This is a genomic window from Nocardia mangyaensis, assembly GCF_001886715.1.
GTDB lineage: Bacteria > Actinomycetota > Actinomycetes > Mycobacteriales > Mycobacteriaceae > Nocardia > Nocardia mangyaensis.
In genome coordinates this window covers 2,319,311-2,345,853 of the sequence record NZ_CP018082.1, presented here as the reverse complement: position 1 = coordinate 2,345,853, position 26,543 = coordinate 2,319,311, and the positions used below count along the sequence as shown (strand labels likewise).

The 26,543-nt window shown below is 68.6% G+C and carries 23 protein-coding genes and 1 pseudogene; 9 read left to right on the top strand and 15 right to left on the bottom strand.

Features of this window, described 5'->3' with window-relative positions:
• Positions 1–40 precede the first annotated feature (40 nt).
• Positions 41–1,267, top strand: coding sequence for a cation:proton antiporter (locus BOX37_RS10630; RefSeq protein ID WP_071927497.1), 1,227 nt, complete (start codon positions 41–43; stop codon positions 1,265–1,267).
• On the opposite strand, the gene BOX37_RS10625 is transcribed toward BOX37_RS10630, so the two are convergent.
• The 7 genes and pseudogenes from BOX37_RS10625 to BOX37_RS10595 form a co-directional block, all read right to left on the bottom strand.
• Entirely contained in the window at positions 1,264–2,358 is a 1,095-nt protein-coding gene (locus BOX37_RS10625) for a winged helix DNA-binding domain-containing protein (RefSeq protein ID WP_084759535.1), read from the bottom strand. The two genes, BOX37_RS10630 and BOX37_RS10625, sit on opposite strands and share 4 nt — an antisense overlap.
• The gene (locus tag BOX37_RS10620; RefSeq protein ID WP_071927496.1) at positions 2,358–3,329 is read right to left on the bottom strand and encodes a glycine betaine ABC transporter substrate-binding protein; all 972 of its coding nucleotides are present in this window, start codon (positions 3,327–3,329) and stop codon (positions 2,358–2,360) included. The genes BOX37_RS10625 and BOX37_RS10620 overlap by 1 nt, the downstream gene beginning before the upstream one ends.
• Entirely contained in the window at positions 3,326–4,063 is a 738-nt protein-coding gene (locus BOX37_RS10615; protein WP_071927495.1) for an ABC transporter permease, read from the bottom strand. Before BOX37_RS10615 ends, BOX37_RS10620 begins: the two co-directional genes overlap by 4 nt.
• Positions 4,060–5,364, bottom strand: a complete 1,305-nt coding sequence (locus BOX37_RS10610; protein WP_071927494.1) for an ABC transporter ATP-binding protein — start codon at positions 5,362–5,364, stop codon at positions 4,060–4,062. Before BOX37_RS10610 ends, BOX37_RS10615 begins: the two co-directional genes overlap by 4 nt.
• A pseudogene (locus BOX37_RS10605) lies at positions 5,361–6,004 on the bottom strand (ABC transporter permease). Before BOX37_RS10605 ends, BOX37_RS10610 begins: the two are co-directional and overlap by 4 nt.
• A gap of 149 nt (positions 6,005–6,153) precedes the next feature.
• Positions 6,154–7,836: an alpha/beta hydrolase gene (locus tag BOX37_RS10600; RefSeq protein ID WP_240505298.1), complete on the bottom strand. Its 1,683-nt coding sequence runs from the start codon at positions 7,834–7,836 to the stop codon at positions 6,154–6,156.
• 346 nt (positions 7,837–8,182) lie between these two features.
• Positions 8,183–8,608 carry a DUF779 domain-containing protein gene (locus BOX37_RS10595; RefSeq protein WP_071927492.1) on the bottom strand — a complete coding sequence of 142 codons (426 nt, stop codon included), beginning with the start codon at positions 8,606–8,608 and terminating at the stop codon, positions 8,183–8,185.
• 167 nt (positions 8,609–8,775) lie between these two features.
• Between BOX37_RS10595 and BOX37_RS10590 the strand changes: the two genes are divergently transcribed.
• The 3 genes from BOX37_RS10590 to BOX37_RS10580 all read left to right on the top strand — a co-directional run bounded on the left by BOX37_RS10590 (position 8,776) and on the right by BOX37_RS10580 (position 13,238).
• Complete coding sequence (locus BOX37_RS10590) at positions 8,776–9,828, top strand: MsnO8 family LLM class oxidoreductase (protein ID WP_071927491.1); 1,053 nt, start codon at positions 8,776–8,778, stop codon at positions 9,826–9,828.
• 309 nt (positions 9,829–10,137) lie between these two features.
• Positions 10,138–11,178, top strand: a complete 1,041-nt coding sequence (locus tag BOX37_RS10585; RefSeq protein ID WP_302872690.1) for an ATP-grasp domain-containing protein — start codon at positions 10,138–10,140, stop codon at positions 11,176–11,178.
• 38 nt (positions 11,179–11,216) lie between these two features.
• Positions 11,217–13,238: a hypothetical protein gene (locus BOX37_RS10580; protein WP_071927490.1), complete on the top strand. Its 2,022-nt coding sequence runs from the start codon at positions 11,217–11,219 to the stop codon at positions 13,236–13,238.
• On the opposite strand, the gene BOX37_RS10575 is transcribed toward BOX37_RS10580, so the two are convergent.
• Both BOX37_RS10575 and BOX37_RS10570 read right to left on the bottom strand, forming a co-directional pair.
• Positions 13,220–13,489: an AAA family ATPase gene (locus BOX37_RS10575; RefSeq protein WP_206045799.1), complete on the bottom strand. Its 270-nt coding sequence runs from the start codon at positions 13,487–13,489 to the stop codon at positions 13,220–13,222. The two genes, BOX37_RS10580 and BOX37_RS10575, sit on opposite strands and share 19 nt — an antisense overlap.
• Before the next feature lie 173 nt (positions 13,490–13,662).
• Positions 13,663–15,870, bottom strand: a complete 2,208-nt coding sequence (locus BOX37_RS10570) for an MMPL family transporter (protein ID WP_156910360.1) — start codon at positions 15,868–15,870, stop codon at positions 13,663–13,665.
• Between the two features lie 273 nt (positions 15,871–16,143).
• Here BOX37_RS10570 and BOX37_RS10565 point away from each other — a divergent pair, with 273 nt between their 5' ends.
• Together BOX37_RS10565 and BOX37_RS10560 are read left to right on the top strand one after the other, a co-directional pair.
• Positions 16,144–16,947: a metalloregulator ArsR/SmtB family transcription factor gene (locus BOX37_RS10565; RefSeq protein ID WP_071927489.1), complete on the top strand. Its 804-nt coding sequence runs from the start codon at positions 16,144–16,146 to the stop codon at positions 16,945–16,947.
• Between the two features lie 11 nt (positions 16,948–16,958).
• Positions 16,959–17,558, top strand: coding sequence for a dihydrofolate reductase family protein (locus BOX37_RS10560; RefSeq protein ID WP_071927488.1), 600 nt, complete (start codon positions 16,959–16,961; stop codon positions 17,556–17,558).
• Here BOX37_RS10560 and BOX37_RS10555 read toward each other — a convergent pair.
• Complete coding sequence (locus BOX37_RS10555) at positions 17,540–18,535, bottom strand: alpha/beta fold hydrolase (protein WP_084759533.1); 996 nt, start codon at positions 18,533–18,535, stop codon at positions 17,540–17,542. The genes BOX37_RS10560 and BOX37_RS10555 overlap by 19 nt on opposite strands.
• A gap of 55 nt (positions 18,536–18,590) precedes the next feature.
• Here BOX37_RS10555 and BOX37_RS10550 point away from each other — a divergent pair, with 55 nt between their 5' ends.
• The gene (locus tag BOX37_RS10550) at positions 18,591–19,439 is read left to right on the top strand and encodes an SDR family NAD(P)-dependent oxidoreductase (protein ID WP_071927486.1); all 849 of its coding nucleotides are present in this window, start codon (positions 18,591–18,593) and stop codon (positions 19,437–19,439) included.
• 129 nt (positions 19,440–19,568) lie between these two features.
• On the opposite strand, the gene BOX37_RS10545 is transcribed toward BOX37_RS10550, so the two are convergent.
• Genes BOX37_RS10545 through BOX37_RS10535 form a run of 3 tightly spaced genes read right to left on the bottom strand, consistent with a single transcriptional unit; the run spans position 19,569 to position 22,536 of the window.
• Positions 19,569–20,312, bottom strand: coding sequence for an SDR family NAD(P)-dependent oxidoreductase (locus BOX37_RS10545; protein ID WP_071927485.1), 744 nt, complete (start codon positions 20,310–20,312; stop codon positions 19,569–19,571).
• Positions 20,309–21,331, bottom strand: coding sequence for a phosphotransferase family protein (locus BOX37_RS10540; protein WP_071927484.1), 1,023 nt, complete (start codon positions 21,329–21,331; stop codon positions 20,309–20,311). Before BOX37_RS10540 ends, BOX37_RS10545 begins: the two co-directional genes overlap by 4 nt.
• Positions 21,328–22,536 carry an acyl-CoA dehydrogenase family protein gene (locus tag BOX37_RS10535; protein ID WP_071931371.1) on the bottom strand — a complete coding sequence of 403 codons (1,209 nt, stop codon included), beginning with the start codon at positions 22,534–22,536 and terminating at the stop codon, positions 21,328–21,330. Before BOX37_RS10535 ends, BOX37_RS10540 begins: the two co-directional genes overlap by 4 nt.
• 131 nt (positions 22,537–22,667) lie before the next feature.
• On the opposite strand from BOX37_RS10535, the gene BOX37_RS10530 reads away from it, so the two are divergent.
• Positions 22,668–23,624: a TetR-type transcription factor C-terminal domain-containing protein gene (locus BOX37_RS10530; protein ID WP_071927483.1), complete on the top strand. Its 957-nt coding sequence runs from the start codon at positions 22,668–22,670 to the stop codon at positions 23,622–23,624.
• 56 nt (positions 23,625–23,680) lie between these two features.
• Here the strand turns inward: BOX37_RS10530 and BOX37_RS10525 are convergent, their stop codons facing one another.
• On the bottom strand, positions 23,681–24,823 hold the full coding sequence (locus BOX37_RS10525) for a N(5)-(carboxyethyl)ornithine synthase (protein ID WP_071927482.1): 1,143 nt from the start codon (positions 24,821–24,823) through the stop codon (positions 23,681–23,683).
• Between the two features lie 38 nt (positions 24,824–24,861).
• Complete coding sequence (locus BOX37_RS10520) at positions 24,862–25,590, bottom strand: PaaX domain-containing protein, C- domain protein (RefSeq protein WP_240505297.1); 729 nt, start codon at positions 25,588–25,590, stop codon at positions 24,862–24,864.
• Positions 25,591–25,690: 100 nt separating this feature from the next.
• Between BOX37_RS10520 and BOX37_RS10515 the strand changes: the two genes are divergently transcribed.
• A complete protein-coding gene (locus tag BOX37_RS10515) occupies positions 25,691–26,530 on the top strand; it encodes an SDR family oxidoreductase (RefSeq protein ID WP_071927480.1) in 840 nt (279 codons plus the stop codon).
• Positions 26,531–26,543 lie beyond the last annotated feature (13 nt).

Here is a 26,543-nt window from a genome sequence, read left to right as displayed (position 1 = left end):
TCGCCGGGGCGCAGAGGTCTCGTTCTGGCAGTCTGACCAGGTGATCGAACCGATTCTCGCGGTATCGACGGCACTGGTGGTCTGGGCGATGCTCGCCGGGTGGTTCGAGCGGCATCGGATCACGGCGCCGATGGTGGTGGTCGCCGCCGGGATCGTGATCGGGGCGTTGGGGCCCGACACGGTCGGGGAGGCGCTCAACGCCTCGACTGCCCTGCACGCCGCCGAGATCATTCTGGCGATCCTGCTGTTCATCGATTCCTCGGAGGTCCGGGGCAGGTTGCTCGGCAGCCATCCCGGCGCCGCGCTGCGGGTGCTGCTGGTCGCGACGCCGTTGAGCATCGCCGCGGCCATGCTGCTCGGCGCGTGGGTGTTCCCCAAGGCAGGCTGGGCGCTGCTGCTGGTGCTCGCGTGCGTGGTCGTGCCCACCGACTTCTCCCCCGCCGCCGCGACCCTGCGCGATGATCGGGTGCCGGCCAAGGTGCGCGACGTCCTCAATATCGAGGCCGGTTACAAGGACGGCCTCTTGGCGCCGGTGCTGTTCTTCGGCATCGCTCTCGCCGCCGGAACCGCGCCCTCGGGCAGCGCGCTCGGCGCGCTGGGTGCCGTGAGCTGGGCGGTCGGCGTGGCGATCGTCGTCGGGGCGACCATCGGGTGGCTGCTCGGCCGGGGTGTCAACGCGGCCGAACGCCGCGGGCTGATGACCACGCAATCGGGGCGGGTGATCGTCGTCGTGGCCCCGGTGCTGGCCTTCGCCGCCTCCTACGGGCTGGGCGGCAACGAATTCGTCGCGCCGTTCCTGTGCGGTGTGGTGTTCCATCACCTGCGCCGGCGGTCCGCGCATTTCGTCGACGGTCACCGGTTGATCGACGATGTCGGTTTCCTGCTGACCGCCCAGATGTGGTTCGTCTTCGGCGCCGCCGCCTTCCTCGCGCTCACCGGCGATGTGAGCTGGCAGCTGATCGTGTTCTGTCTGGCCGTGCTCACGGTGGTGCGGATGGCCCCGATCGCGCTCTCACTGCTCGGATCCGAGTTCACCAAGACCGAAGTACTGCTCATCGGCTGGCTGGGTCCGCGCGGCACCCCATCGATCGTGTTCGGTTTGCTGGCCTTCAACCTGCTGCCCACCGACGATGGCGACGACGTCCTGAGCGTGATGGTCCTGACGGTGCTCGGCAGCATTGTCTTGCACGGCGCCGGATCGCCCCTGGCCGCCCACCTGCTCGACCGGCGGCGCGCCCGACGGCAGGTGAAGGGCGCCGGGCCCTAGTCCGACTCGGCGACGCCAGTCGTTCGGGGTGCGTTGCTCGACTGGCTCGGTGACGCTTTCGGGGGCGAGCGGCGTTCGGGATCGCCGTCACGGCGACACGTCGACGACCCGCACGCGCGCACTGTCGCCGTCGGATCGGAGAGGAACAGCGCCAGTCGCTGGCCCTCCTCGGCGACCTCGACACGCTCGACGCGGGCGAGCGGACGCCGCGGGGTCACCACGACGGTGCCGTCCTCGACAACCCAGGTGGCGGCGACCCGGCCGTCGACGAGCACGAAACGCGCGCCCGCCACCGACAGCCCGCGGTCGGCGTCGTCGATGATCCGTCCTCGATGGTGGTAGCCGAGGACCGCGTTGTCGAAGGCGGGCAGGAACCGCACGGGCGCAGGGGTTTCGGGGTCCGGCAGCGGGGCGCCGGGGAGGTCGAGCAGTTCGCGGCCGCGTTCGTCGCGGAAGGCGACCAGCTCCGGGTTCATCGCGGCCACCGCGGCGGGCAGTCCGGCGACACCGCTCCACGCGCGGACATCGGCCGTGGCGGCCGGGCCGTAGGCGGCGAGATAGCGACGAATCATCGCCTGCCCCACCGGGTCGGCGGCATCCTCGGGCAACGGATCGATCTCGCGACCGAGCAGCACCGACACCGCCACATTGCGCACTCCGCCCTTGGCTCGCCACACCCCTCGGGGCGGCAGCTGCGCCACCGGGATGAGCGAGGTCAGCATTTCGCCCAGGGCGCGCGGATCGGTCTCGGGCCACCGATCGACGAGCGCTCGGGCCAGTTCGGTCAACGACCGGGGTTCGCCGTCGGCAACCACCGCCCGGCCCGCCGCGGCCAGCTCGTCGAGATCGATGCCGTCGAGTTGACGGCGATAGGCCCCGACTATGCGCTGGCGCAGCATCGCGTCGTGCCGGGCCCGCCAGGCCAGCACGTCCTCGGCGGTGAGCAGATGCACGGTGCGGCGCACGAGATGGGTCCGCAGCACCCGCCCCTCGACCAGCGGGTCCGACAGCTGCGCGGGCGCGAACTCGCGCAGCCGGGTCCAGAGCCCGGCGAAGGGTTCCTGCGGCTCCTGCGCTTGCAGACCGCCCATTATTCGATCAGGTTCTCGCTCTCCAACCAGTCGTAGGCGACATCGGCGGGGTCCTCACCGTCGATGTCGACGCGACCGTTGAGTTCCTGCATCAGTTCGTCGGTCAGGCGTTCGGAGATGGTGCCGAGCAGCTCGCGCAGTTCGGGATGGGCCTCGATGATCTCGCCGCGGACGACGGCGGTGCCGCTGTAGGGCAGGAAGTACTTCCGGTCGTCGTCGAGGACGGCGAGATTCAGGTTCTTGACCCGGCCGTCGGTGGTGTAGACCATGCCGAAGTTGCACGGTTCGCTCCTGGCCGTCGCGGTGTAGACGACACCGGCGTCCATCCGGGTGACATTGTCCGAAGGCACGCCGTTGGGGGTGTTGTACCCGATGCCGTACTTCTCCAGCATCGGCAGGAACCCGTCGGAGCGGCTGAAGAATTCGTCGTCGACGCAGAAGGTGCGCTCGGACACCGGCAGCGCCGCCGCGTCCGACAGCGAGCCCACGCCCAGTCGTTCGGCGGTGGGCCTCGACGCGGCGAAGGCGTAGGTGTCGTTGAAGTTGGCCGGTGCGAGCCATTCGAGGTCGTGGTCGCGCTTCTCGATGTCGTGCACGCGCTGCCACAGTTCCTGCGGGTCGGCGATCGTCTCGGTCTGGTTGTGGTAGTTGACCCAGCCGGTGCCGGTGTACTCCCACAGCACGTCGGCGTCGCCGTTGAGCTGGGCCTGGCGCGAGGAGGCCGAGCCCGGCGCACCGGTCAGATCGGTGACCTCCGCGCCCGCCGCGGCCAGGTAGGTCGCCGTGATCTTGCCCAGCAGAACACCTTCGGTGAAGCTCTTCGAGGTGACCACCAGCGTGGCGCCGTCGAGCGGTCGTTCACCGCCGGGCAGGTTCGCGTCGTGGAAGGTCCCCGAGGAGCTCACCAATCCGCAGCCGGCGACCAGCCCGATCGTCGCGAAGGCCAGTGCGATCAGCCGTGCTCGTCTCATGAGACACCTCGGGGGGTCGCGGCCAGTTCGACGAGTCGGCCGAGCCAATCGATGATCAACGCCAGCAGCCCCACGAGGATGGCACCGGAGATGAGCAGCTTGGGCAGGAACAGGGTCACACCGGTGGTGATCAGGGTGCCGAGGCTGGTCGCGCCGATGAAGGTGCTCAACGTCGCGGTGCCGACCAGGATGACCAGCGCGGTGCGCACGCCGTTGAGGATCACCGGCACCGCGAGCGGCAACTCGACCTGCACCAGCGTCCGGGCTCCCGAGAATCCGATGCCGCGCGCGGCCTCGATCGTGCGCTGGTCCACCTGACGCAACCCGACGATCGTGTTCTGCAGGATCGGCAGGATCGCATACACGACCAGACCGACGATCGCCGTGCGGAACCCGGTGCCCAGCCAGAAGGTGAACAGCACGAGCAGCCCGACCGCGGGCGCGGCCTGCCCGATGTTGGCCACATTCACCGCGATCGGCTCGAACCGCGTCAACGCGGGCCGGGTCAGCGCGATCCCGAGTGGGATCGCCACCGCCACCACGATCAGCGTGGCGACCACGGTCAGCCGGATGTGTTCGCCGATGGTGGTCTGCAGGTTGGCCCAGCCGAGCGAGGCCTGTTCGGTGGGAGTGAACGTCGTCGACCGGTACCAGAGCAGGTAGCCGACGCCGATCACCACGATGACGAGCGGCTCGAACCACACGTCGATCGGGACCCGACGCAGCCGGCTCATGACGGTTCGGCCGTTCCGGACTCCGCCGCGCCTGGCTCGACCTTCGCGGGGAGGTCGTCGGCGGCGACAACCGGAGTCGGCGTCGGATCAGAGCCGTCGACGTAGGTCGCGTAGGACGACTCGACGGCCTGCGCCTCGGCCAGCTTGGTCTGGATCACGTCGGTGACCGACCCGATGCTCAACGAGCCGAGGACCGCGCCGCGCCCGTCGGTGACGAGGGTGGCGCCCTGGCTGGCGGCGAGCATGGCGTCGAGGGCGTCGTTGAGCGTGGAGGACTGGGCCACGACGGGCAGGCGCCGATCGAGGTAGTCCGAGACCTCCGGCTTGCTGGCCACCTCCGACAGCGACGGCCACGACCGCGGCCTGCCCGCGGCGTCGACGACCACGACCCAGGTGTGCCCGGCCGCCCTCGCTCGCGCGATGACCTTCTGCGCGGGCTCGCCGATCCGGGCGGTGGTCACCGGGTCGTGCTCGACATCGCGCACGCGCGAGACCGTCAGATACGCCAGCTTGGCGCCGGAGCCGACGAACTCCTCGACGAACGGCGTCGCCGGATCGGTGAGGATCTCCTCCGGGCGCGCGTACTGCTCGACGTGGCCGCCCTCGGACAGAATGAGCACCTTGTCGCCGAGTTTGGTGGCCTCCTCGAAGTCGTGGGTGACGATGACGATGGTCTTGCCGAGTTCGTGCTGAATCGCGATCAGGCTGTCCTGCAAGCGAACCCGGGTGATCGGGTCGACCGCGCCGAACGGCTCGTCCATCAGCAGCACCGGCGGGTCGGCGGCGAGCGCGCGGGCCACGCCCACGCGCTGCTGCTGGCCGCCGGACATGTCCTTGGGCAGCCGGTCGGCGAAGACGGCCGGGTCGAGACCGACCAGATCGAGCAGGTATTCGGTGCGCTCGGCGATTCTCTTCTTGTCCCAGCCCAGCACCCGGGGGATGGCGCCGATGTTCTTGGCGACCGACCAGTGCGGGAACAGCCCGCCGGACTGGATCACATAGCCGATCGACTGCCGCAGCTTGTCGGGGTCTTCGCGGGTGACGTCGCGGCCACCGATCAAGATCCGCCCCTCGGTCGGTTCGATCAGCCGGTTGATCATCTTCAGCGTGGTGGTCTTACCGCAGCCGGACGGGCCGACGAACGCGACGATGTGGCCCGCGTCGATCTCGAGGTCGAGCCGTTCCACGGCGGGCTCGTCCTGGCCCTTGTACCGCTTGACGACCCCGTCGAGTGTGATGGTCGCACCGGTCACGTTGCGCTCCGGGGAGACCGGGGCGGGCTGGTTGGTCACATCGGTCATTGCAGTCCTTTGGCGATCGTGAGACGTCCCAGCGCGACGAGGAGCGCGTCGAACACCAACGCGATCGCGACGATGAGCAGGGTGCCGGTCAGCGCCATCTCGAGTGCGTTGGCGCCGCCGAGGCGAGACAGGCCGTTGAAGATGAGCGAACCGAGGCCGGGGCCGAGCACGTAGGCGACGATGGCGGCGACGCCGACGATCATCTGGGTGGAGACCCTGATCCCGGTGAGGTCACCGGCCAGGCGATCGGGAATTCGACGGTCAGCAGGATTCGCCAGCGCGACAGGCCGATGCCGCGGGCGGATTCGATCACCGAGGCGGGCACCGACCGCAGCCCGACGATGGCGTTACCGATCACCGGGAGGGCGGCGAAGAACGCCAGCATGATGAACGACGGGGTGACACCGAGGCCGAAGGGCACCAGCAACAGCGCCAGCAGGGCCAGCGAGGGAATGGTCAGCGCGACCCGGCTCGCGGTGAGCGTGAGCGCCGATCCCAGCGGCAGTCGATAGACCGCGATCGCGACGAGGATGGCGACGAGGGTGCCGACCAGGACCGTCTGGAACGCCAGCGAGGCGTGCTGATAGGTGAGGAAGGTCAACACCTCGCCCCGCCCCCGGACATAGCTCCACAGATTCACGAGATTCCCGTCGTCAGGTCTGGCAAGGGGAGAAACGCGTCGTCGAAGGGTAATCGATACACCGTGTCCGGCCTGGGACCTCGGGAGCAGCAGGTGTGGCGGTGGCGGTCAATTCCCAGGCCGCGTGGCGGTGGGTGTCCCTTCCTCGATCACTGCTCGCCGCGCAGGATGGCGCGCAGCCGTTCGGTGTCGGCGGGGGTCCAGTCGGGTGGGGCCAGAATCGCCGCCCAGGCGTCGGCGATGGCGGCGCGGAAGGTGTGGCCGTGCCCGTCGGGGACGTCGATCGAGACGGCCATGTCCGCGGAGACCTGGAGGAAGGTGACGACGGGAATCCAGCGGGTGCTGGGCAAGACGTCCGGGCCGCGTTCCTCGCGCAGCCAGTCCGGTTTCTGGAACAGCAGCTGCGGTGTCCACCAGGTGATCGGGTCGGAGGCGTGCTGGAGATAGACCACCCGTGCCGGTGGCCACGGGGCGTCGGGACGGGTCAGGTCGGGTGCGCCGGCGACGAAGCGCGCGGTGTACCCGTCCCGGTAGATCGGCAGCCACTCCGGGGAGCCGGGGTCGCGGCGCCGAGTGGCATCGCGCCACACCGGGTTCGTGGCGGTGGGGCCGACGAACAGCGCGCCATCGGTGCGCGCGGCCATGTCCTGCACGCTCGCGAAGGCGGCCTCGCCACCGAAGGAGCCGAGGCTCTCCCCGAACACCACCAGCTTCGGCCGCTGCTCCGGTGGCAGGGCGTCCCACACGGCGTGTACCGCCTCGAACAGCGCCTGACCGGCCTGGCGGGCGCGTTCCTGGTCGACGACGAACGACAGCCAGCTCGGCAGGAACGAGTACTGCATGCTGACCAGGGCACTGTCCCCGTTGGCCAGGTATTCCACGGCGGTGGCGGTGGATTCGTTGATCCATCCGGTGCCGGTGGTGGTCGCCACACCGAGCACGGCCCGGTCGAATCCACCCGCGCGCCGCAGTTCGGCGACCGCGAGATCGGCTTCGGCCCTGATGTTCTCGGCGGATTCGAGCCCGGTGTAGACGCGGATCGGCGTGCGCGCCGGGCGTCCGCTGAACGCGCTCAGCTCTTGCGCGGAAGGACCGTTGGAGACGAAGATCCGCCCCTGCCGACCGAGCGAGTCCCACGTCACCAGCGAGCCGGGACCACCCGAGCGTTCCGGTATCGCGGGTTCGGGAGTGTCCGCCGAGGTTTCCTGGTTGACAGTCTTGAACGTCGCGTTGAGCACCGACATCGCCGCACCCGCAACCACCCCGTTGAGCAGGGCGATCACCACGACCATCACGACGACACCGCCCAGCAGCGTGCTGACCCGAGCGGGCAGGACCCGACCGAGCAGCGCGCCGACCCACCGCGACACCGCCCGGCACACGCGGGCGATCACGAGCAGCACCAGGAAAACGAGCACGCCGATCGTCGCCATGATCGGGTAGGCCGACCACGACAGCCCGGCCACACCCATCAGGGTGCGCAGCTCGCTCTGCCACCCGGCGTACCAGATCAGCACGGCGACCGTGCCGAGCACGGCGACGGCCGCCAGGCCCCAGCGCAGCCAGCGGTTCACCGGCGCGAAGTCGCGTTGCCATGCCCAGCGGATCAGCGCGGCGACCGCGACCCCGAGTCCGTAGCCGACCAGTGCGGTCGCACCGGAGACGACACCTTGGAACAGCGGGCCGCGCGGCAGCAGCGACGGTGTCAGCGACAACCACACCAGAACCAGTGCGCCGAGCAGACCGGTGAAACTGAATCCGCGATCCCGGCTCGACGACGACATCGCCACGCGCGCCGATCCCGTCTTCCCTGGTCCGGATTCTCCAGGCATGGAAATCATCTGCGTCCCTTGGTGTTCCGACCGACGACCCACCGGATGCGTCCGCACCCAGGTGCTGCACGTTCGCCCGAATCCGGCCAACTCCGCAGGTCAGGCGAACCAGGGTTCGTGAACTATACGGCCGTGGCCCGCGACGGAACCGGATTCGCCGCAGGCACGCCCTCAATTGTGATCGGAGAGCAGACAACGACCCCGCCGGTGCGCGATCCTGGGGCGATGACCACCGTATGGGCCGTCATCACCGCGGCGACCTTCTGCTGGCTCGGGATGGTGCTGGCGATCTCGTTCCGCGAAGCGCCACTCGTGCTGGTCCACAGCGTGGCGTGAGGCTGCCCGGCTAGGAGGCCTCCTCCACGAGTTCGCCCTCGGCCCGGTGGATGCGCAGCGCGAATCGGAATCCGCAGGCGGTCTCCAAGGACGCGGTCCGCGGTTCGTCACCGGGACGGCTGCGCACATCGACGCTGACATCGATGTCGTCGAGCCCCACATGGAACCGGTCAGCCATCCAGAACTCGGTGTGCCAGGCGGTCTGCCCGGCGAGCACGTCGCCGGTCTCGGGACGAAACTCGCTGCGGCGCAAACAGATCGGGGTGTGACCGTCGGCGTCGGCGGGCAGATACAGCACGACCTGTCCGTGCATGGCGTTGAGCAGTTGCAGGACATGGCGGGCATCGTCGCTGGTGGCGACCGCACGGTGGCGATGATCCAGTTTGCGGCCGTTGAGATGTCGTTCGCGCTGTCCGGACCCGGCGTGGTGAAGCATGGTGCACTCCTGGCAGGTTCTCGACGTTTGGTCGGGTTCGCAGGACACTATGGTGGCGCAAGGTTGGTTCAGGGTTGGTGCTCGTGAAATCTTGCGAAGATCGCAACAATTCACCGCGGCCGGTCAGCACGTGGAATCCACCCGCGCCCGAGGCGTTGACAAGGGGTATGACCGCCACACTCGACACTGTCCGCTTCTCGATCCTGGACCGCTCCCGGGTGCGGCGCGGGCAGGACCATGCCGACGCGTTGCGCGAGACGGTCGAGTTCGCGACGCTCGCGCAGCGCTGGGGGTTCCACCGGTTCTGGGTCGCCGAGCATCACAGCGTGCCCGGCGTCGCCGGAACCGCGCCGACCGTGCTGGCGGCGGCGGTCGCGGCGGCCACCGACCGGATCCGGGTGGGGACCGGCGGGGTGATGTTGCCCAATCATCAGCCGCTCGTCGTCGCCGAGCAGTTCGGTGTCCTCGGCGCGCTGTTTCCCGGGCGCATCGACCTGGGTGTGGGCCGGTCGGTCGGTTTCACCGACGGAGTACGCCGGGCCCTGTCGCACGGGCACGACGACGCCGAGGATTTCGACACCAACCTGGCCGAACTGCTCGACTACCTCGATGCCGGCCGGGCCGGGGTGCGCGCCAAGTCAGCCGAGGGCCTCGATCTACCCACCTTCGTGCTGGCCACCGGTTCGGGTGCGCAGCGGGCGGCGCGGTTCGGCTTACCGCTGGTCATCGCACCGATCGCGGGGCACGAGGCCATGGTGGCGGCGATCGACCGCTACCGCGCCGAGTTCCAGCCGTCGGCACGGTCACCGCGCCCCTGGGTGATCGTGTCCGCGACGGTCATGATCGCCGACTCGGTCGAGCAGGCGCGTCGCCTGCTACTCCCCGAGGCATGGTCGAGCGCCTATTCGCGCACGCACGGCGAGTTCCCACCGCTCGTCTCGTCCGCCGAGGTCGAGGCCATCACTATGACAAACCGCCAGCGCGTGTTCTTCGAGCAGGCGCTCGGTGACCAGATCCACGGCACCGAGCCGGAGGTCGCGGCAGCATTGGAACGGTTGACCCAGCAGACCGGCGCCGACGAGATCCTCGTGCACACCAGCACTTTCGACCGGACCGCCCGGCTCGACTCGCACCGCCGCCTCGCCCGCCTCGTCGGCCTGGAACCCGTCCCCTCGGGTTCGCCGAGCCGACCGGCGAACCACCCGGTCACAGCACTGTAATGGTTGACGATGGCCGACCCGGGTACTTCTCGGTAATGGCAGCCTGTGGTGATCTGTTCCGGATCACCGACATCTGGGTTGTAAGTCGAGAAGGGATGAGGTTTGCCGATTTCAGCCGACGAATCGAAAAGTCGAAACCCCGACAAAGGATATGTTGCCCTACTCGGGTGGAGTTTGAATGCCGTCGAAGCTGTGGACCGTTTCGATCGGCGGTACATAGTGGTCGCCCCGGAATGGGCGAGCGACTATTGCACAGCACACGACATTCCCTACATTCCATGGAATTTCGAGCGACTCAACGACCGTTCGATGGAGATCGCGGAGACGTTGAAGGAGAAGGGCGTCGACGTCGCGATACCGATCTTCGAGGAGACGGTGGAATGGGCGGGCGCGATCAACTCCGTCCTGCTCGACAATCCACGCCTGCTCGGGCAATCCATGCTGCTGCGCGACAAGTCGCTGATGAAGCGACGTGCGCAACTCGGCGGCATCCGGGTGGGCATCTTCGAAGAAGCCCACGAACGAGACGACGTGATCCGCTTTCTGAAGCGGGTCAACCAGACCCTGTTGAAACTCGACGGTGATCCGAACGATCCGATCCACGTCAAGGCGTTCGACAAGGCAGGCTGCCTCGGCCACCGGGTCATCCGAACCCCCGACGAGATCGACACGATCCCCGACGAGGAATTCCCGGTGCTGATGGAATCGCACCTGGACGGGTGGGAGTTCGCCGTCGAGGCATGGGTGCACAACGGCCGCATCTGCTTCCTGAACATCTCGGAGTACGTGACGCTGGGCTACTCGGTCTTCGTGCCCGCGACACCGGAATTGGAGAAGTACCGGCCCGAGATCACCCGCCAGGTCGAGAAACTGATCAAGACCTTCGACATCGAATTCGGCTTCATCCACCCCGAGTACTTCGTCACCAGCGACGGTGAGATGTACTTCGGTGAGGTCGCCTACCGGCCGCCGGGGTTCAAGGTGTTCGAGCTGCTCGAACGGACCTATGGGTTCAATGCGTACCACGCCCTGGTCCTGGCCTTCGATCCGAAGACGACCGACGCGGAGATCGACGCGTTCTTCCCCAAGGAAGTGGTGGACGCCACCGGCCACGCGGGCTGCTTCGGGGTGTATCCGCGCCGGCGCGTGGTCAGTCAACTGTCGGTGCCGCCGGAGACCGAAGATCACGACTACTTCGACTCACACGAACTGACCGCGCCGATGGCCGAAAAGGTCACCAAACGCACCGCGTTCGGCAACCACTGGGGTCTGCTCTACTTCTTCGGCGAGGACCCCTACACTCTGCGGGATCTGCTGAAGCGGCAAGAAGAGCTCGACTTCTACATTTGATCAGCAGTGACAGCGATGGTGCACGAGAGGATCGGCGATTGAGCCCAGACAGCGGTGCGGCGACGACTCTCGACAGGCGGGTCGCCACGCTGGATCACGCCGCGCGGTCCCTCTCGGCGGCCAGTGATTTCGGGAAACAGGTCAAACTGCCCAGAGTGCTGGAGGCGCTGCGGCGGGTACTGCAGCTCCCGGGCGGTTGCGCCGCGGTGGGCGCCCGCGCGGCCGGCCTCGAAGCGGCGGGCCTGTTCCTCGGAACGGACTGGGCGCGACCGCACATTCTCATCCCGTCGCTGAGCACCGGCTCGCTGCGCAGCGCCAATGCCGACACCGTGGTACTGGAGGCGGTGAGCGATCTGCGCCTGCTCGCGGTGGCCAAGGGCGATCTCGAGCATCCGATGATCTCCGCCGAGCAGGCCAATGATCATCTGTCGCAGGTGCTCGCGGTCAATCTGTCCCTGCTGTTCACCGCGCCCACCGAGGCCGAACGCGTCCAGCAGGGCCGGATGGCGGAGGTTTCGCGCGCGCTGCTGAACTACCTCGTCACCGAGATCGGGTACGAGAAGGTCCTCGAGAACCTGGTCGACGAGATCTGGCGCATCCTGCGCCAGCGGCCCATCCAGGTCGATTCGGTGAAACGGATGATCACCCAGATCGCGGTCGCCCGTGCGAATCCGGACGTCGATCTGGGCGCCAGCGGGCTCGGGGCCGACCGGCTGATCAGCAGTCTCTACGGCACCACCGAGGGATGCCGGGAGGACCCCGGGGTCGAGATCTACCGCACGCGCGTGGAGTCGATGGACGACAGCGCCTTGCAGTACGAGGCGACCGGATTCGCGCGCTCCATGCACGACACCGGCTTGGTTTCGCCGTATCACGCTGTCCTGCTGCGCTTTCTGCTCGGAAAAGGCGAGTATCTCCTCGGTGAGGCGATGGGCCTGTCCAGCACCGGTCGCGACAGCCTGCTCTGCTATCACGAACTGGTGCGCAGCCTGATCGAGCAGGCCGTGCACGTCGAAACAGCCCAGTGCATCTACGGACTCACCCTGATGCTCGAACGCGGCATTCTCTATCAGCCGCCCGTCGCTCCCGCGCTGTGGCGCCAACTCGCGCTGCGCCTTTCGCCGCACTCCCAGCAGCGCCTGACCCAGGTCTTCGGGCCCGCGCCGAACGCGCGGGCATGGTTGTTGTCAGGGGTGCTGTCGGTTCTCGGACTGCCGCTCGGGATCGGGCAGGGCGACAATCCCACCTGCCAATCGGCGCGAGCACTGTCGATGTGGGCCTACAACGACCCGGACTACCTGCTGCAAACGGTGGTCTGGGCCGCGCGTGACGACGAGATCGTCATGCATTTCGAGGGCCGGCCGATTTCCTCGCGCGAGAGCGACGCGGGCGTCTCGACCGCGCTGCAACACGATCTGGATCCGGTGTCGCTGCTGGTGGTACCGCACCTGGACCGGATCTACGCGGAGATGGGGCGCCAGTGCGTCGGCCGCGACGGCGATCCACACCGCTGGATCAATCCGGAGTTCCACGGCTGGTGGTCCGGGCGCGGCTTCCGGATCAATGTCGACGTGGCCACCGGTCAGCTCACCGACCTCGAGGATTTCCAGCGCCACTTCTACGCCAGCTATCACCCCTTCTACAACGGCAACCAGCCGGTGATCCACCCCCAACCGGCCGGAATCGCGATCACCGACAGCGCGGCCCGCTTCGTCGGCTGGCACGCGATCACGGTGCTGCGCGTCAACCTCGACCCCGAATCGAAGATGCGGGTCTACTTCTACAACCCCAACAACGACAGCGGCCAGGACTGGGGCGACGGCGTTGTCGTCGGCACGGCCGGCCACGGCGAACGGTTCGGCGAAGCATCCCTGCCGTTCGAGCAGTTCGCCTCCCGCCTCTACATCTTCCACTTCGACCCCCTGGAGCCCGGCGAATCGGCAGCCGTCGACCGGACGGAACTGGACCGTGTGTTCGGCTACATCCGTCGCAGCTGGGGCGCCGACCGCCTGCCCGCGGAACCGGTTGCCGACGAACAGGTTCAGACCGACGGGCACTGACCGCGTGACGCCACGATCACCCCACCGCGGCCTCGGTCCAGGGTCAGCCGGTGGCGCAGTTGCCGCACCGCTTCCTCGGACGGGTCCGGGGTCATGTCGTCGCGGCCGTTGATCACCATGCGCCGGAACAGGTCACCGCGCACATGCACCGACCGGGGCAACCGCTCCGCCAGTAGTTGCGCGATGGTCGACTTCCCCGCCGCCTGAATGCCCGTGATGAGGATGATCGCCTGGTGCAGAGGTGAATTCACCCGGTGTTTCTCCGTGATCGTTCGCGTCCGTGTCAGGTGAGCCGCCATCGGGTCGCACCGTGCGGTTCGGCCGTCGCTACGCCAACCACGGTATGCGGCGTGACGAAGAGGAAGAAGGCGACGGTACAGGCCGGATACCAGTACAGACCGCCTCGAAACCCGAAACTGATCGCTCATCGCAGGGCACCTACTTTCTCGAGGCGGGGTGGTGGGTCCGGGTGGTCGTCGGTGAGAACGGGTTCGCCGAGGCCGATTCGGCGGTGGAGGGACTTCATCCAGGCGGGGGCCCACCAGCAGTCGTCGCCGAGCAGTTTCATGGCGGCGGGGACCAGGAGCATGCGCAGGACGGTGGCGTCGATGATCAGGGCGGCGATCATGCCGTAGGCGACGTATTGCATGAGTACCAGGTCGGAGAAGGCGAAGGCGCCGGTGACGACCAGCAGGATCAGGGCCGCGGCGGTGATGATGCGGCCGGTGTGCGCGGTGCCGACGCGCACCGCCTCGGTGGTGGTCGCGCCCCGCGCTCTGGCTTCGACCATGCGGGAGAGCAGGAAGACCTCGTAGTCGGTGGACAGGCCGTAGATGATCGCGATGATCATCACCAGCATGTTCGCCTGGATGGGTTGCGGCGTGAAGTTCAGTAATCCGGCACCGTGCCCGTCGATGAAGATCCAGGTCAGGATGCCCAGGGTCGAGCCGAGGCCGAGCGCGCTCATGAGGGCGGCCTTGATCGGCAGGATCAGCGAGCCGAAGGTCAGGAACATCAGCAGCGTGGTGACCAGCAGGACCAGGGCGATCATCAGCGGCATGCGGTTCAGCAGGGCGTCGAGGGAGTCCTTCTGGATGGCGGGCACGCCGCCGACGAGCATGCGCACCCCGTCGGGCGGGTCGAGCGACCGCAGGTGCTCGATCGTCGCGTCGGCGGCATCGGAGTCCAGCAACGTGGTCTTGGCGCGATAGACGGTCGGATCCACGCTGGAACGCGACGGCAACTCGAACGGCGCGGCCAACCCGGGCGCGGTATTGGCCTGCTTCCAGGCCGTGCCGACGGCAACGCTGTCGGCACCGACGAAGAGCAGTTCGATCGGATCGGACCTGCGGTCGGGGAAGGCGGCGTCGATCTGTTCCTGAGCGAGGCGAGTGTCATTGTCCGGCGGCAGATATCGCTCACTGAATCCGCCGAACGCGAGATGGCGCGCGGGCAGGATCAACAGCAGCAGCACGATGCACAGGGCACCGCCGACCTTCACCGGATGCTTCATCACCCACTGGGTGGACCGACCCCAGAAGCCGTCCTCCACCTCCCGCGCCGTCTTGGTCTTCCGCAGCCGCGCGCTCCCCCACATGTCGACCCGCGGCCCGAGGACCGCCAGCATCGCCGGCAGCAGGGTGATCGCGGTGAGCGCGGCCAGTGAGACGGTCGCGATGGCACCGTAGGCGATCGATTTCAGGAAGCCCTGCGGGAACAGCAGCATGCCGCCCGCGCTGGCGATGATCATCGTCGCGGAGAACACCACGGTGCGTCCCGCCGTCATCATGGTGCGCCGCACCGCCACCTGAGTGGAGTGCCCCGCGGCGAGTTCCTCGCGGAATCGGCTGACGATGAACAGCCCGTAGTCGATCGCCAGACCGGCGCCGATCATCGAGACAACCGGCGCCACAAAGGAATTGACCTCGGTGACAGAGGTGAACGTGCGCACGATCCCGCTGGCGCCGATCATCGTCAGCCCGCCGACGATCAGCGGCAGCGCCGCGGCCACCACACCGCCGAAGATGAAGAACAGCAAGAGCGCGACCACCGGAAAGGCCAGCAACTCCATCCGTCGGATATCGTCGGCCAGGGTGTCGTTGAGAGTGCCCGCGATCGGCTGCAGACCACCCACCTGGACATCGATGCCGGGAATGGCGAAGGCGTCCTGCGCCTTGCGGTTGCTGCGCAGCATCTCGGTGTCGTTGTCGCCGACGAGGGCGACAGCGGCGACGGCGCGGGTGCGATCCGGCGTCGCGAACAGCGGACCGCTGGCCCGGCCCGTCTCGGTGGGCCAGTAGGCGCCGTTGACCCCGGCGATCACCCCGGGATGGTCGCGGGGCAGACTGTTGAGATTCTCGACGATCCGGCGACCGAATTCCGGGTCGTCGACGGTCTTTCCGGGCGGCGCGGTGTAGAGGACGACGACATCGAGATCGTGATTGCGGCCGAAGGCCGCGTCCGCCAGCCGCGCCGCCAGCGCCGACTCCGACCCTGGATCGTCCATCCCACCCGAGCTGAGTTCGTTCTGCAGACCGAGTCCGTACCCGCCCAGCGCCAGGAGCGCGGCCACGACGACGCCGAGCACGCCGAACCGGAACCGGTGGACGAGCTCTCCCCAGCGCGCGAACACTAGAACGCCGTCCGGCCGGGCCCGGCCACGCAGGGCGGCGCACCACGCACTCCGACCAGCCGATTCTCTGAGCGTGCCGCGCCGATCTCCAAGAGGCCGCGTCCTTTCCATGGTCCACACCGCTGTGACTCCCACCGAAAGTACCGCCGCGCCACAAGTTCCCACGTCGAGCGGCCTTTCGTCCCCCCAGATGGCCCATGCCTGGTACCCGATCGGGATGCCGTGCAACATATTCCTTGACAGGAATATTCTTCATGGAGAATACTTCGGGTCATGGAGGAGATCGCGGCAGCACTCGGAGACGGCGCGCGATGGCGCATCGTCGAGTTGCTCGCCGAGCGGCCACGGTCGGTCGGCGAGCTGGCGGAGCTGACCGGCCTGCGACAACCGCAGACCACCAAGCATCTGCAGACACTGACCAGGGCCGGGTTGGTCACGGTGTTCCCACTGGGGCAACGGCGCGTCTACGCGGTCGAACAGGCCCCGATCGCCGGGCTGGCACGGCGGCTGCGGGAGCTGGCCGAGACCATCGCGACCCACGAGGACGAACGCGACGTGGTCGAACGGTACCGGGCCGCCATCGAGATCGAATCCCTTGCAGCGGAACGTGATCGATGGGCCGATGGGCGCACGTTCTCCTTCCGGCGCGTACTGGCCGCGCCGCGGGACGTCATCTGGCAGCAGTGGGTGGACCCGGATCGACTCGCCGTGTGGTGGGTCCCGCCGTCGATGACCATCACCGACTGCCGCCTCGAGCCCGAGCCGGGTGGCCGGGCGGTCCTCGACTACCGCGATGCCGAGGGGCGACGCTATCGCTCCGAGGGCGTGGTCACCGCCGCGAAAGCACCCGGGCGCCTCGTATTCGACCTGTCGGTCCTGGACGCGGCGGGCGCGGTCTCGTTCACCGGCCGCTACGACCTGACCCTCACCGAGGACCGGGACCAAACCCTGCTGCACCTCGCGCTGACCATCACCGAGACCACCGTGGCCGCCGTGCCCTTCATCGCCGGCATCGACACCGGGTGGCGTCAAGTGCTCGACAACCTCGCCGACGCTGTCGGCACGATCGAAGAATAGGACACCCGACCATGACAGCTTCGAGCCCCCGCAAGGTCACCGCCAATATCGTGCTCACTCTCGACGGCCGCTACCACGGTCCCGGTGGGTCCACCGATATGGCCGCGATCGTCCCCTACGCCACCACCGAGGTCGCGCGCGACCATCTCACCCACATCTGGGCGGAGGCGACGACGGCCCTACTCGGCCGCGTCAATGCCGAAGGGTTCCTCGGCTTCTGGCCGACGGTCGCCGCGGACGACAGCGCCGATCCGCGCGACCGCGGCTACGCGAAGTGGCTCATCGATGCCGAGAAGGTGGTCCTGTCGGCCACGCTGACCGAGGCGCCGTGGGCGCGGACCCGCGTGGTGAACGCCCCGGCCGCCGACGTGGTGACCGAACTGAAGACCACCGGCACCGGCGACATCCTCGTCAACACCAGCCCGACCATCACCAAGGCACTGCTCGCCGCGGACCTGCTCGACCGGCTGTATCTGCTGATCACCCCCGAGATCGCCGGAGGCGGGCAGCGGCTGTTCGAGGACGGTCTGCCCAGCTCGCACTGGATCCTCACCCATCAGCAGGTCGGCGAGCTGGGCGAGATCGCCCTGGTCTACGACCGCGCGCGCTGAGTTCCGGCGATCGAGGGCGCGAGCTCGCCGAGGGCCGCCAGCAGGAAGGCATCGACGACCTCGGTGCGTTCGAGGTGCACCAGGTGGCCCGCGCCCGGGACCTGCTCCACCGCACGCAGATCGGTGACGTTGGCGCGCAGGGTGGCGAGGGGATCGCGGCCGCTGAAGCCTTCCATGTCGGGGTCGTTCTCGCCGTAGAGGAAGTAGGTCGGCACTCCCACGGTGGCGTCGGCGAACTCGGCGGTGAGTTCCCAGTTCCGGTCGAGATTGCGGTACCAGTTCAGGCCGCCGGTGAAGCCGGTGCGTTCGAAATCCGCGACCAGGGTGTCGAATTCGTCGGCACCGAGCCAGGTCCACGGCAGGGCCGGGGCCTGTGGGAGCACCTCGAGGTAGCCCAGGCCCGGCGGGTTCTGCCAGGTGTCGAGGTAGTGGTAGTCGCCCGAGAGCGAGTAGTAGACCCGCGCCAGGAAGTCGCGGGGATTCGCGGCCAGCTCGGCATCGGCCACGCCCGGCTCCTGGAAGTAGGACAGGTGCAGGAAATGTCGCTGTGCCGCTTTGGTCCAGAACGCCGAGGGCGCGCGGGACGGGCGCGGTGAGAACGGATTGTTCAGCACCACAACGGCTTCCACGCGTTCGGGTGCACGCAACGACAGTTCCCACACCAGCTGGGCGCCGAAGTCGAGACCGACGAAGACGGCCTTCTCGGCGCCGATGTCGTCGAGCAGGGCCAGCAGATCGCCGATCACGGCCTCGTTGGTGTAGGCCGCGACATCCTCGGGCGCGTCGGTCTTCCCGTACCCGCGCAGGTCGGGCGCGATCGCCCGGAACCCGGCTCCGGCCACCGCCGCCAACTGCCGGTGCCAGATGAACGAGGTGTGCGGGAAGCCGTGACAGAAGACGACCGGGTACCCCTGCCCCTGCTCGGCGACGTGCATGCGAATGCCGTCCGTGGCCAGGAATCGATGGGTCAGTTCCACTGCCGCCTCCAAGAATCTAGAACGTGTTCTTATTTCAAGGTAGTGTCCTGAGGTCATGAGCGGAACACCCAAGATTCTCAGCGGCCGGGTCGCGGTCGTCACCGGCGCCAGCCGCGGTATCGGCAAGGGCATCGCCCAGGAACTGGGTGCGGCCGGGGCGACGGTGTACGTCACCGGGCGCACCACCACGCCCGGCAGACTCCCTGGCACGGTGCACGACACCGCCGCCGAGATCAGCGAGTTGGGCGGGCACGGCGTGGCAGTGGTCTGCGATCATCGCGACGACGCGGCGGTCGAGAAGCTGTTCGACCGGGTACGCGACGAGCAGGGCCGCCTCGATGTGCTGGTGAACAACGTCTACAACTCCCCCGCCGCCGCCCGCTGGCTCGGGCGCAAGTTCTGGGAGGTGCCGGCCAAGGCGTGGGACGAGACCTTCGATGTGGGCGTCCGCTCGCACTATGTGGCCAGTGTCCTGGCCGCGCCGCTGCTGATCGAGTCGGCGGGACTGATCGTCAACGTGTCCTCCCCCGGCTCCCAGCGGTACCTGCACAATGCCGTCTACGGCGTCGGCAAGACCGCGCTGGACCGGCTCACCGCGGACTTCGCGCACGACCTCGACGGCACCGGCACGACGGCGGTCTCCATCTGGCCGGGCATCGTCGACACCGAACTGCTGCAACTGGTTCCGGCCGACGCGCAAGGCCGTCGCCAGGTCACCCTGCCCGGTGAGGGCACCTTCGACCTCGCCGCCGCCGAGACCCCGCGCTTCCCCGGCCGCGCCGTGGTGGCGTTGGCGGCGGACCCGGATCGGCTGGCGCGTACCGGGAAAGCGTGGAAGGTCGCCGATCTGGCCGAGGCCTACGGCTTCACCGATGTCGACGGCCGGGTGCCGCGCGCCGACTGACATGGCACCGGCGACTCGGCCAGATCCGCACGTGCGCAGCCAGTTCCACCAAGTGGGCGGGTCCGCTTCAGGGGCCGGTCGCGATGGGCAGGGCGTCGGCGACCAACGGGATGGAAGAAGCGCCGGCCATCACGCCCGATAGGCGTCCGCGCCCGCGCGCGACATCACGATGTTCGGAACCACCGCGCGCGCGGACAGCCGGAGCAACGAATCCACCATCTCGACCACATCGTTCACCGCGATCATGCGATCGGGCGGAATCCGGTCGTGGATCCAGGCGCTCATCTCGGTGTCGACATAGCCGGGCGCGATCGATGTCGCGGTGACGCCGTGCGCCGACTCTTCCGCGTTGAGCGTGTCCAGCAGCGAGATCAAGGCCGCCTTGGCGGCACCGTAGACCGAGAGTCCGGCTTCGGCGTACACCCCGGCGATGGAAGCAAGGGCGATCACCTTCGCCCCGCGCTCGGGTTCGGCGGCGGCCCCGCCGCGCAGCAGGGGCAGCGCGCCCTGGATCAGCTGCACCGGGGCGCGCACGTTCACCGCGAAGGTCTTGTCGAAGCGCCGCATCGAGGACTCCGCGAACGTGCCCGCGGTACCGACACCGGCGTTGAGGACCAGCGCCGACATCGATGCGAAGCGGTCGGCATGCGCGCCGAGCACCCGGCCGACACCGTCCTCGTCCGCCATGTCCGCGGCGACCGTGACCACCTCGGGTGCACCGGCGGCGCGCAGGTCGACCGCCACCGCGTCGAGGCGAGCCGCGTCGCGGGCGGTGATGGTGAGCGAATATCCCCGCTGGGCGAGTCGGTTCGCGATGCCGAGGCCGATCCCACGGGACGCACCGCTGATCAACGCGGTCCTGGATGCGGTCATGTCCGATCTCCCTTCAACGCGCGCAAGCCCGCTGCCATGAACTCCGGCGTCGCCTCGGCCGCGCGTTCGGCGGCCGCGCCCGCATCGGAACCCTGCCTGGCCCGGTGCGTGATGCCCTCACCGATGATGCCGAGTTTGAAATTGGCCAGCGCGAGATAGAAGCCCCAGTCACCGAGGTCGCGACCGGCTGCGGTGGCGTAGGTCTGTGCGAGGGCGTCGGCGGTCGGCATCCGATCACTGGTCCAGGCGGCACGCGAACCGAGCACCAGGTCGAACACCGGGGACCGGTAGACGCACATGAGCGCGACGTCGGTGAGCGGGTCGCCGAGGGTGGACAGTTCCCAGTCGACCACCGCACGCACCCGGCTCGGGTCGGCGGTGTCGAGAATCGTGTTGTCGATGCGGAAGTCACCGTGCACGATCGAGGCCGCCGATTCCCTCGGCACCGCCTCGGTCAACGCCGCGTGCAGGGTGGCCACATCGGGCAGGTCACGGGTCTTCACCCGATCCCATTGCGACGCCCACAGTTTCACCTGCCGGGCGACGAAGCCGTGCGGACGCCCGAACTCCGCCAGCCCGACCGCCGCCGGGTCGACCGCGTGCAGACGGGCGAGCACCCGGACCAGCTCGTCGACGGTGGCGCCCACCTGGTCGTCATTCAAGGCGGCGAGGTCGTCCTGGTCACGGATCACCGTCCCGTCGACGAACTCGACGACGGTCATCGGCGCGCCGAGGGTCGATCCCGTCGCGTCGAAGGCGATCGTCTTCGCCACCGGCACACCGGATTCTCCCAGTGCGGCGGTGACGGTGAACTCGCGCGCCATGTCGTGCGCCGACGGGGTGAGGCCGGCGACGGGCGGGCGCCGCACCACCCAGCGCGAGCCGTCGTCGGCGGCGACATAGGTGAGATTGGACCGGCCGCCGCTGATCAGCTCGACCCGCAGGTCGCCGTGCACCTCGACACCCTGCTCGCGCAGGAACCGTGCCAGCGCGTCGATGTCCATGCCGGGCAGACTCATTCGGCGTCTCGCTGCGCTCGCTTGGCCGCGCTCACCGCGCGCTTGGCGATGGCCCACCGGTGCACCTCGGAGGGCCCGTCGTAGATCCGGAACGGACGTACCTCCCGCGCCAGCCGGGCCAACGGCAGATCGGCGGCCACGCCGAGCCCGCCGCACATCTGGGTACTGCGGTCGACGATGCGGAAGATCGCCTCGGCGGCATAGGTTTTCGCGATCGAGGTGGCGTTCGAGGCGGGTTCGCCCCGATCGAGTTCCCAGCAGGCGCGGGTCAGCAGCGCGCGGGTGGCCGCGATATCGATCTCGTTGTCGGCGATCATCTGCTGCACCATGCCCAGATCGCCCAGCCGCGAACCGAATCCGCGCCGCTGCGCGACGTGCGTCACCGCGACATCGTGGCCCCGGCGGGCGGCGCCGAGCCAGCGCATCACATGGGTCATCCGGGCGGGGCCCAGGCGCACCTGGGCGTAGTCGAAGCCGCGGTCGACTTCGCCGAGCACCGCCGACTCCGGGACGAGCAGATCCTCGAAGAACACCTCGCAGTGGCCGCCGATCATCGACTTGTCCGTGGTGTCGATGTGGCGGCCGACGCGCAGGCCGGGACTGTCGGCGGGCGCGAGGAACATGGTGGCGCCGCCACGCTCGCCGGGCTCACCGGAGGTGCGGGCCATGATGATGAAGAATCCCGCGCCGTCGGCGCCGGTGATGAACCATTTGTGGCCACTGATCCGCCAACCGCCCTCGGCGCACACGGCGCGGGTGGTCAACGCGGAGGGGTCCGAGCCGGCTCCGGGTGCCGGTTCGGTCATGGCGAAGGCCGAGCGCACCTCGCCGCGGGCGAGCGGTTCGAGGAACCGCTGCTTCTGCTCCGGGTCGGCGATGTGGGCGAGCATGTGCACATTGCCCTCGTCCGGGGCGGCGATGTTCAGCGCCGTGGGGCCGAACAGGGAGTAGCCCGCCTCCTCGAAGACCGGGGCGCGATCGGACATGCCGAGTCCGTGGCCACCGTATTCCACCGGCGCGTGCGGCGCGAACACACCGGCGTCACGGGCGGCCGCCTGGAGTTCGACGCGCAGCTTCTCGCCACCGGCGGCGGTGATGTTCCCGTCGTGCTGGTCCTCGACGGGAAGCACCTGTTCGCGAATGAACGCGCGAGTGCGCTCGGCCAGCTCCCGCACCTCGGCGGGGTGGGACAGATCGATCGCCACGGTGGACACTCCTCGCTCGCAGATGCCGAACGATCGCTCGGCCATGAACTGCCTCGACAGTGACATGGCTGGACAATCGCTGTCAACCGCACCATTCCGCTGGCTCAAAACGTTCAGCTATTCTGAACATCATGGATGTGTCGGAACAGCGACAGCTGGGGTCGCGGGTGCGGGAAGCGCGGACGGCGGCGGGTCTGTCGCTGCGGGAGACGGCCCGACGGATCGGCGTCAGCCCCGCCACGCTCAGCGCCGTGGAGAACGGCCGGACCGGGGCGTCCGTCGCCCGCCTCAAGACCCTGGCCGCCGAACTCGGCACCACGGCGCCCTGGCTGATCGGCGAGCCGGACCTCACCCGGGAACTCGCGCCCAGCCCGCACGCGACCACCTCCCACGCCACCGAGCCCGGCGCGATCACCACCGGCTCCACCGCCCCCAGGGCAACCGCCCCTGGCGCGACCGCGTCCCGCGAGACAGCCTCTGGTCATGGGGCCGACCCATCACCGACGTGGCGGGAATTTCCCACGCTCGACATCGACCCCGTCCTCGCCGCCGCCATCGCCTCGTTCGTCGAGACCGGCTATCACGGCGCCACCATGCGTTCCGTCGCCCAGCGCGCGGGCATGAGCGTGCCGGGCGTCTACCACCACTACCGCGACAAGCAGGAACTGCTGGTCCGAGCGCTCGACCTGACCATGGACGAACTGCACCAGCGCGTGCGCGCGGCCCGCCGCGACGCCGCGACCGGCCGCGACCGGGTGATCCGCACGGTCGAAGCGCTCGCACTGTTCCACACCCACCGCCGCGAACTCGCCTTCATCGGAGCGAGTGAGATGCGCAGCCTCGAACCCTCGAACCGACGCCGGATCACTCACTCGCGCAACGAGATCCAGTACCTGCTCGACGCCGACATCGATGCCGCCCTCACCGAGGCGCGGCTACCGACCGACCACGCCCGCGCGGCGGGCCGCGCGATCGCGACGATGTGTACCGCACTGCCGCAGTGGTTCCGGCTCGACGGCCCCGCCTCCCCCGAGCAGATCGCCACCGAGTACGCCGACTTCGCCCTCGGCCTGCTGGGCATTCGCTGACACCGCGGGCGCGGCGCCCGATCCCGACGCCGCGCCCGATCCAGCGCGTGGACTGCCTAGGCGACCGCGTACGGGTATTCGGCAACGCGCCCCTGGAAGGACAGGATGCGCGGATTCTGGATCCGCCCCGCGCGGATCTCGATGGCGCGACGAATCGTCTCGTCACCGTCCCAGGCCTCAGGACCACTCAGCACGATCGGCAGGTACTCCAGCAGCGCCTCGGAGTTCTCCCAGGTGGCGGAGTTCCACAGATACGACGGGCTGTGGTCGACGCCGTAGTAGTGCAGGTCGTCGCCGACGGTGAACATCGGGTCGGTGAACGAGGTCGGCCGCGACCATTCGAAGCCCATCCCCTCGTCGCAGGACACGTCGACGAAAAGCGTTCCGCGCGTGAACAAGCCGAGGTCGTCGTTGGTGACGAAGGTCAACGGCTCCTCGGTGTCCTGGAACATGCAGTTCACGATCACGTCGTAGGTGGCCAGCACCTCGGCCAGCGGTCCCGGTTCGGGGGCCTTCAGCGCCAGGGTGCGGCCGGGATCGGCCGGATCGCGCTGAAAGTGCTGCATCCGGACCGAGGCGAACGGCGAGGCGACCGCCGAGACGCTGCGCTGGGTCAGCACGGTCACGTCGCTGATCCCGAGCGCCGACAGCGCGCGCACCGCGCCCCGCGCGGTGGCGCCGAAACTGATCACCGCGGCGCGCATGCGTCGACCGTAATCCCCGGTGACACCGCGTAATTGGAGCGCTTGCAGCACCGAGCAGTATCCGGCGAGTTCGTTGTTCTTGTGGAAGACGTGCACACTGAAGGCGCCGGAGCTGGTCCAGTGATTCATCGCCTCCCAGGCGATCAGGGTGAGCTCGCGGTCGACGGCGAGCTGGGTGATCCGCGCATCCTGCACGCAGTGCGGCCAGCCCCACACGATCGTGCCGGGGCGCATCTGTTCGAGGTCTTCGGCCATCGGCTTGGCCAGCAGCAGCACATCGCATTCGGCGAACAGTTCTTCGCGGGTGCGATGCCCGGCGACCAGCGGGGCCAGAATCTCGTCGGTGTAGCCGAAGCGTTCGCCGTAGCCGTGTTCGAGGAAGATCCGCCCACGCAGTCCGGGGTCGATGCGGTCCAGATGGGCCGGGTGGACGGCCAACCGGTATTCGTTTTCCTTGCGGGAGGTCGCGACGACGCCGACGGTCAGGTCTTTCACAGTTGCTTCACTGACCCAGCCTACCGGCTGACCGGCGACTATCCGACCTGCGGCCCGAGGCCCTGGAACCAGGTGAGGTAGGCGGTGGTCGTGGTGCGCAGGAGGTCGGTGGGCCAGCCGGCGGGCCGGAGTTCGGCGGGCAGGACCGGGTCGGTGGTGAGGTGGTCGAGTCCGGCGCAGACCGCCGTGAACTTGGCGGTGGGGTCGGGATTGTCGATGGCGTCGAGCAGGGTGCGGGCGCGGGCGGCCCACTCGTCGAGCGGCCAGAGGCGGCGGGTGAGCGCCACGGCGTCGTCGACGGGGTGGGTGCGCAACCGGTAGGTGTCGTCGAGACCGCTCGGCCAGCCGCGTTCGAGATTGGCCGGGCGCATCCAGACGCCCTCGCGGAGTTCGGCCAGACGCAGCGAGAGCAGCGTGGTGCGCAGGGCCGCGCGATCGGCCGCGGGCCGGCCGGTGGCGGTGACGAGCACCTGCTCCCAGTCACCGTTCCATGCCACAGTGGGTGGGGCGGCGAGTTCGGTGCGCCGCGCACGCAGGCTGGGCGTGAGGGTATAGGCACGGCGTTCGCGCAGCAGATCACCGGCGGCGACCATGCGGGAGACCGCCACCCGGACCGTGGCCTCGGGGTAGCCGACGGCGGTGGTGGCCGCGCAGATCTCGCGCGCGGTCATGGTCGGGGAATCGGCCGCGATGAGGATGCGGATCAGCGCCGAGCGGGCCGACACCGGACGGATGTCCGCGTCGAGGCCGGTCACAGCGGATTTCACGGGTCGAGTCTACATATTTCACTATTGCCACGCTCGTCGAATATCTGTAACGTCAGCGGCACCCGCCGCTCCGGCGCCATCGATGACAAGGAGCTCCTCCATGACCTCTTCCCACCCGCTCGCCGGGCGCACGATGATCATGTCCGGTGGCAGCCGAGGCATCGGGCTGGCCATCGCCGTCGCCGCCGCGAAGCAGGGCGCCAACATCGTGCTGCTGGCCAAAACCGACGTGCCGGACCCCCGCCTGCCGGGCACCATCCACACCGCGGCCGCCGAGATCGAGGCCGCCGGCGGCCAAGCGCTGGCCGTGGTGGGCGACGTGCGCGACGAGGCCTCGGTGGCCGACGCGGTCGCCCAGGCGGTCGAGCGCTTCGGCGGGATCGACTACTGCGTCAACAACGCCTCGGCCATCGCGCTGGCCTCCACCGAGGAACTGCCGATCAAGCGCTTCGACTTGATGCAGCAGATCCAGCTGCGCGGCACCTACCTGCTCTCCAGCGCCTGCCTGCCGCACCTGCGCAAGAGCGAGAACGCGCACATCCTGAGCCTGTCGCCGCCGCTGAACCTCGATCCCAAGTGGCTCGGCTCGCACCCGGCCTACATGCTCGCCAAGTACGGTATGTCACTGTTGACGCTGGGCTGGGCCGCCGAGTACGCCGAGCACGGCGTCGCTGCGAACTGCCTGTGGCCGCAGACCTTGATCGCCACCGCCGCGGTGCAGAACCTGCTCGGCGGCGACGACGCCATCGCCAAGGCGCGCACACCGGAGATCGTGGCCGACGCGGCCGTGGCGATCCTGACCAAGGACGCCCGCACCACCACCGGCAACACCTTCCTCGATGTCGACGTGCTCGCGGCCGAGGGCATCACCGATCTGTCCGGCTACGGCGGCTCGGGCGAACTCGAGTACGACATCTTCGTCGACCCGCCGCAGAACTGAGCCGGCCGCTGGA